Annotated in this window: 6 protein-coding genes; 2 read left to right on the top strand and 4 right to left on the bottom strand. The window is 59.4% G+C overall.

The window, feature by feature from the left end; genetic code table 11:
* Positions 1-19: 19 nt before the first annotated feature.
* Together NW819_RS00035 and NW819_RS00030 are read right to left on the bottom strand one after the other, a co-directional pair.
* Positions 20-160, bottom strand: coding sequence for a hypothetical protein (locus tag NW819_RS00035; RefSeq protein WP_414412508.1), 141 nt, complete (start codon positions 158-160; stop codon positions 20-22).
* Positions 135-791, bottom strand: coding sequence for a chromophore lyase CpcT/CpeT (locus tag NW819_RS00030; RefSeq protein ID WP_414412507.1), 657 nt, complete (start codon positions 789-791; stop codon positions 135-137). The genes NW819_RS00035 and NW819_RS00030 overlap by 26 nt, the downstream gene beginning before the upstream one ends.
* 416 nt (positions 792-1,207) lie before the next feature.
* On the opposite strand from NW819_RS00030, the gene rlmN reads away from it, so the two are divergent.
* On the top strand, positions 1,208-2,266 hold the full coding sequence (rlmN, locus tag NW819_RS00025; RefSeq protein WP_414412506.1) for a 23S rRNA (adenine(2503)-C(2))-methyltransferase RlmN: 1,059 nt from the start codon (positions 1,208-1,210) through the stop codon (positions 2,264-2,266).
* 27 nt (positions 2,267-2,293) lie between these two features.
* Here rlmN and NW819_RS00020 read toward each other — a convergent pair whose 3' ends face one another.
* Together NW819_RS00020 and NW819_RS00015 are read right to left on the bottom strand one after the other, a co-directional pair.
* Positions 2,294-4,096: an aminopeptidase P family protein gene (locus tag NW819_RS00020; RefSeq protein ID WP_414412505.1), complete on the bottom strand. Its 1,803-nt coding sequence runs from the start codon at positions 4,094-4,096 to the stop codon at positions 2,294-2,296.
* 157 nt (positions 4,097-4,253) lie between these two features.
* A complete protein-coding gene (locus tag NW819_RS00015; RefSeq protein WP_011432658.1) occupies positions 4,254-4,628 on the bottom strand; it encodes a rhodanese-like domain-containing protein in 375 nt (124 codons plus the stop codon).
* Positions 4,629-4,748: 120 nt separating this feature from the next.
* Here NW819_RS00015 and NW819_RS00010 point away from each other — a divergent pair, with 120 nt between their 5' ends.
* The gene (locus NW819_RS00010; protein WP_414373583.1) at positions 4,749-5,663 is read left to right on the top strand and encodes a hypothetical protein; all 915 of its coding nucleotides are present in this window, start codon (positions 4,749-4,751) and stop codon (positions 5,661-5,663) included.
* Positions 5,664-5,948 lie beyond the last annotated feature (285 nt).

Here is a 5,948-nt window from a genome sequence, read left to right as displayed (position 1 = left end):
CGTAAGCGGGACGGAGTCCTTACAGCCGGTAGCGCATCGCGTTTTCCCAGGCCAACCGCAGGGTTAGCCAGACCAACTCTCGCCGGGAACGCCGTCCTGACGACGCGAACGGGATCCCCAGCGCTCGCAGCTGCTCAACCAGTTGCTCCAACAGCCTCATGGTTCAGCACTTCAGCCCACTGCGGTAGGTACTGGGAAAAATCTTGCTTTTTGACAAACCGAAAAGGCCCGGATAGGGATCCCCAGATCACTTGATCGGTCTCCGGATCCCGACCTTGATCCAAGCTGTGAAAGTAGTCGGCTCCGATCTCAAACTCGCTGTACAAATAGGTGGTTCTGCCTTTGCGTTCAACAATACAGCCTTTGCCGGGCAGGCTGCGGCCCCGATAGCAGGATCCCGTCCATTCCACCTGGGTGACACAGCCGGGCAAGAGTTCCAACTCCGCTGCTGTCAGACCGGCCAATTTCCCCTTCGCGTAAGCGTTGCCTAGCAACAACTCCCGACCGGCGCACCTGTAGGAGTCAGGAGCTGTCAGAGCATAGTTTTGAATCCGGATCCCATCTGGAGTATCGAAGAGGTGGATCACCCGCTGTCGGTAAGGCTGCTCAGGATAAATGTCGTACAGTTGCTCCACGTAAAACCCCACCCCCTGCAACACCGACCAAGGCAAGGGGCATTGGTACACATGAATGTTGGCAAACCAGACGGGCTCTGCAATCGCCTGTTGTAGGTTGTTGAAGTGCCCTGCCATCCAGGTGGCCAGTTGAGCCAGTTGTGGGGAAACAGACATAGGTTCAGATGGATTCAATGGATTGAAATCGAGAAGATTCAGATCGAGCGCTCCTGATCCTGCAGACTTTGTCCAACTGTCAGGGACTCCGTCCCGATGGCGCACTCCATAACACACTCTACAAAACTACACCAGGGAATAGCTTGGTAGCCCTGTACTTGAGTGCGGGGTGGAAAAGCCCTTGGGCAACTTGATTTAAGGGAATTTAAGGGATTTAAGAGAGCATTGTTGCTTACCGTCACCCGCCCTGTCTCTGGCGGAGTTGTTGCCATGGGCAGGGGAACCGCAACCCTGTGGCGACGAGGCCGTTCGCGCCACTCGGACGGAGTTCTTGAAGGGGATTGGGTTGCAGGGACAGGCTAGAGTAGAGGAGCCGGACTCCTGTGCCTCTTGAGATCTCGTCTAAGATGGTATTGATGTCGGCCCTACCCATTCCGCTGCTGGGGCAATCCTTGTCTGCTCTGAAAGACTGGGCGGTTGCCCAAGGACAGCCGGCCTATCGCGGGCAACAACTGCATGCTTGGATCTACCAAAAAGGGATCCGCTCCCTGGAACAGGTGACGGTGTTTCCTAGGGCTTGGCGAGAGGCGGTGCAAAGCTACCCGGTGGGACGCTCGCGCATTGTGCAGCGGACAGAGGCCCGCGATGGTACTGTGAAGTTTCTGCTGGGGTTGGCGGATGGGCAGTTGATCGAAACGGTAGGGATCCCAACGACCAAGCGTCTGACGGTCTGCGTCTCTTCTCAGGTGGGCTGCCCGATGGCCTGCGATTTCTGTGCCACCGGCAAGATGGGCTACCGGCGCAACCTAGAGCTGCACGAGATTCTGGATCAGGTGTTGACGGTGCAGGAAGACTTTGGCCGTCGCGTCAGCCATGTGGTCTTTATGGGCATGGGGGAACCCCTGCTCAACCGCGATACGGTGGTACAAGCCATCCGCAGCCTGAATCAAGATATCGGCATCGGCCAACGGCATATCACCCTCTCGACGGTGGGGGTACCCCGGCAAATTGCCTGGCTGGCGCAGCAGGATCTGCAAGTTACCCTGGCCGTCAGCTTGCATGCCCCCAATCAAGACCTGCGGCAGCAGTTGATCCCCTCGGCAGCCCACTACCCTCTGGACACTCTGATCCAGGATTGCCGCGACTACATGCTGCGCACCGGGCGGCGAGTCAGTTTTGAATATACCCTGCTATCGGGGGTCAACGACCTGCCCATTCATGCCCGCCAACTGGCGCAATTGCTGCAGCAGGCCAGCCGGTCAGGGGTACAACTGCACGTGAACCTGATCCCTTACAACCCCATCTCTGAAGCTGACTATCAACGCCCCCACCCGACACGGGTCAGAGAGTTCGTCCGCCAGCTCGAACAGCACCAAGTGCGGGCCACTGTGCGCCAAACCCGTGGCTTGGATGGCAATGCCGCATGTGGTCAACTGCGGGGATCCTTCCTGCGTTCTTTGCCAGGGGATTTGTAATCGCCGCGCAACGCTTTTGCGAGTACATCAGCTCAGTCCGCAGGCGCGTCGTAACCAGGCGGCATCCTGTTCTGGCAAGGTGGCGTGGTGCATGACGTAAACCTGCCGGTGATACTCGTCCAGCCAGGCTCGCTGCACCTCGTTTAACAGTTCCCAATCGATTAAGCGCCCATCAAAAGGGATCCAAGTCAGGGAGCGAAAGCCCATCCAGCCCTCGGGCTCGGGAATCGCAATCACCTCGTAGAGGTTCTCCAGGCGGATCCCACCCCATCCCGGCTGGTAGTAGCCCGGCTCGATGCTGTTGATCATGCCCACTTTGAGAGGGGTGTTGGCGCGGCGGTGGATCCCGTTGGGCCCCTCGTGGACATTCAAAAAGGCGCCGACACCGTGGCCGGTGCCATGGCCATAGTCCAGCCCGGCCTGCCAAAGGGTAGAGCGGGCGATCCCATCCAACGAGACTCCATAGGTGTCGGGGGGGAAGATCTGGCGGGCGCATTGAATGTGGGCCTTGAGCACCTCGGTATAGCGCCGCTTGCACAAGGGATCCGCGGGTTGCGGGCCAATCCAAACGGTGCGGGTATCGTCGGTGGTGCCCCCCAAGTAGTGGGATCCGGAGTCCAACAAAAACAGTTCGCCCGGCTGCAGCAGCTTTTGGGGATCCGGAGTGCCGTAGTGGATGATGGAGCTGTTGGCTCCTGCCCCGGCAATGGTATTGAAGCTCAGACCCACCCACTCCCCTTCCTCCCGGTAGTGGGCCTCCATGATCGCGGCCACGTCGGCTTCGGTGACGGGGATCCCCTGTTGGATTTGCCGGTCGATCCAGGCCAGGGTGCGAATCTTGGCCCGGCTGGCCTTGCGGTTGGCGCGGCGCATTTGCTCCAGCTCGGTGGGGTTTTTCACGGCCTTGAGGGCTTCCACCGGGTGCTCCAGCTCGCGGCAGCTCGCATCCTGCAGCAGCTCCTGGGTGCCCTGGGTGGTCTGCTTGGGATCCAAGCCCACCGGCGCGTAGCTCTTGGCCCATTGGGGCAGTTGTTGGCTGTAGGTCTCGTAGGGCCAGAGTTCCACCCCGGCTTCTGCCAGAAATTGCCGAGATCGGGGACTGAGCCGCTCCAGATCTGTGAATAGAGCCGCTCTATCTAGGCTGACCAAAGCATAGGCCCAAAACACTGGGTTGTAGGGGATGTCGGATCCCCGCAGGTTAAACAGCCAGGCCACCTGATCCAATTTGGTCAGGGGCAACAGTCCCACCCGCTTGCGGCGCATCTCCTGCCGGACTTGGGCCAGCTTTTCTGCAGGGGTGGCCCCGCTTAGGTGGGTGGGTACCGAGTCAATGGGCCGGTCAAAGGGAGCGACAGGAGCGGATCCCTGAGCCAGCTTATCCACCAAGTTTTCCATGACCGGGATCAAGAGCACCCCTCCCGCTTGGGCATGGGCCTGCAACTGGCGATAGGTGGCCACCGCCACCGTAAAGGGATCCACCCCCAGGCGAAAGCCGGATCCCAGCTCTTCCACAATCTCCATCAGGCTGGGCTGATTCGGCAGACCTCCTTTGATCACTGTCAATAGATTGGGATCCACCTCCCGCTCCGCCTGTTCGTGATAGCGGGGATCCACCCACAGCCAAGCCCTATCCCGACTGATCAGGGCATCCCCCACCGAGCCGGTAAAGCCTGTGATCCACTGGCGCCGCTTGCGATGTTCCGGCAAATACTCGTTGAGATGCTCATCGGCAGAGGGAACCCAAAAGCCATCCAGATCTTGCTCTTGCAGAAGCTGGCGCAACTGCTGCAAACGGGCGGCAACATCCAGGCGGGGCAGGGTTTGGAGCATGGCAGAGGGGTAAAGCTAAACGGCCAGGCTATCGCCATTCTAAACAAGGTTGGGCCGCCCCCACTTCCCGCCTTCAGTGGTCGGCCATTTCAGATAGCAGCCAGATAGCAGCCAATACCTCCCTCTTCCTATGGGTGAGGGAAGAAATCCGCCAGCTCTAGCGCTCCTCAGGAAAACCCGCTTCCCGCCAAGCCCGCATGCCCCCATCCATCGAGATCACCCGACGATAGCCCATTTTCTGTAGGTTATCGGCTGCCAACGCCGAACGAAACCCGCCGCCGCAGTACAGGACGATCTCCGCTTCTTTGTCGGGGATCACCCTCTCGATGTCCCGCTCAATGATCCCTTTGCTCAAGTGGATGGCTCCGGCAGCGTGGCCGGCTTGCCACTCCGACTCTTCCCGCACATCCACAAAATAGAAGGGATCCCCTTGCAGTTGTTTTTGCCTGACCTGCTCGACTGTCAGTTCTTGGATGCGGCTTTTGGCCTCGTTGACCAGGGCCAAGAAAGCTGGAGAGTGCTGGGGAGCCATGGAGAACAGGCGCTATGAGCCAAAGCTTATTCCAATCGATCTTATCTGGTCTGGACTTTGGGATCCCAACTGCCCTGAGGCTAGACTGGGATCCAGATTTGCCGGCTGGAGGCCCACAGCTTGAGATCCCGATCTAACTTTCCGCAACTGCTTTGGCCCCTTGCTCTGGCCGTGAGCTGGAGCATCCCCCTTGGATTGACAGCCGGTCACGTCAGCCGGACGGAGTCCTCGGCTTGGGCCCAAGCTGCCCCGATGCCCCTAGAAAGTGGGATCCAGCGGCAAGTTTCCAGCCCACCGCCAGCCGCCCTGGTGGAGTGGCTAAGCCAGCAGGTGGCCGCCGCCAACCGGCGGGATTTGCCAGGGGTGATGGCCGGCTACAGCCCCGACTTCCGCCACCGAGATGGGCTGGACCGGGAAGAGGTGGAAGGTGCCATCCGCAAGCTGTGGAGCTCTCATCCCAAGCTCACCTATTCGGCCCAGATCCTCTCCTGGCGGCAGGTGGGCCCTGAGATTGTTGCGGATATTCTCAGCCAAGTAGAGGGATCCCAATCCTCGGTGCGGGGGGACTTTCAGGTAGAAGCCTCTGCCCTGGTGCGCAATCGCTATCGCCCGGATCCAGCCAATCCCGGACAACTGCTGTTGATTGACCAAGAAGTGCTGCGGGAGGCCAGCACCCTCACCTCTGGATCTGCCCCTCCCACCGTCACCTTGAACCTGCCGGAGGTGGTCAAACCGGGATCCACCTATTCGCTGCAGGCGATTGTGGCAGAGCCTCTCACCCACTCTTTGCTGTTGGGCGCCGTTGCCGAACAACCCGTTGCCGGGGCGGGCTACCCAGAGGTGACCTCGTTTGCTCTCGAACCTCTACAGGCCGGAGGGATCTTCCTACAGGCAGATGCTCCGCAAGAACCCCGTTCTGAGTGGATTTCTGTGATGTTGGTTAACCAAACCGGCATCACGCTGGAGAGTCGGCGTCTTATCGTCAGCGATCGCTTGGCTCTGGAGGGATCCCTGGCCATCCCCACCGTCCCTTAGGAAATCTTCAGGATGATGAGGAATGGCTCTGGGGTAATCTGGACAGGCAGTTGAGCTTGTTAAGATGGGAAACTATGCGCCCCTCAGCTTGTTTGCTTTCTGGTGCTGGCCCTATTTTTGAGCGGTTGCGATAGCGGCGACTCCCTTGGTGCTCCGGTGGTGGATCGCCCCACTCCTGCCAGCAATTGACCGAACAATCCCGAGGGGTCTCGAAAGGTTGGGTCGAGGTGTCTTAAAAGGACCCAACCTCAAGAAACATTGGCATCTTCAGCTAGAAATCGCAGG

This window comes from Synechococcus sp. R8-2, assembly GCF_047461715.1.
GTDB lineage: Bacteria > Cyanobacteriota > Cyanobacteriia > Thermostichales > Thermostichaceae > Thermostichus.
This window is presented reverse-complemented; position numbering and strand designations above follow the sequence as displayed.

Excerpts from the sequence above, each read along its gene's own strand:
- rlmN (WP_414412506.1), top strand. The coding sequence starts at position 1,208 with ATGTCGGCCCTACCCATTCCGCTGCTGGGGCAATCCTTGTCTGCTCTG.
- NW819_RS00020 (WP_414412505.1), bottom strand. The coding sequence starts at position 4,096 with ATGCTCCAAACCCTGCCCCGCCTGGATGTTGCCGCCCGTTTGCAGCAG.
- NW819_RS00035 (WP_414412508.1), bottom strand. The coding sequence starts at position 160 with ATGAGGCTGTTGGAGCAACTGGTTGAGCAGCTGCGAGCGCTGGGGATC.
- NW819_RS00030 (WP_414412507.1), bottom strand. The coding sequence starts at position 791 with ATGTCTGTTTCCCCACAACTGGCTCAACTGGCCACCTGGATGGCAGGG.
- NW819_RS00015 (WP_011432658.1), bottom strand. The coding sequence starts at position 4,628 with ATGGCTCCCCAGCACTCTCCAGCTTTCTTGGCCCTGGTCAACGAGGCC.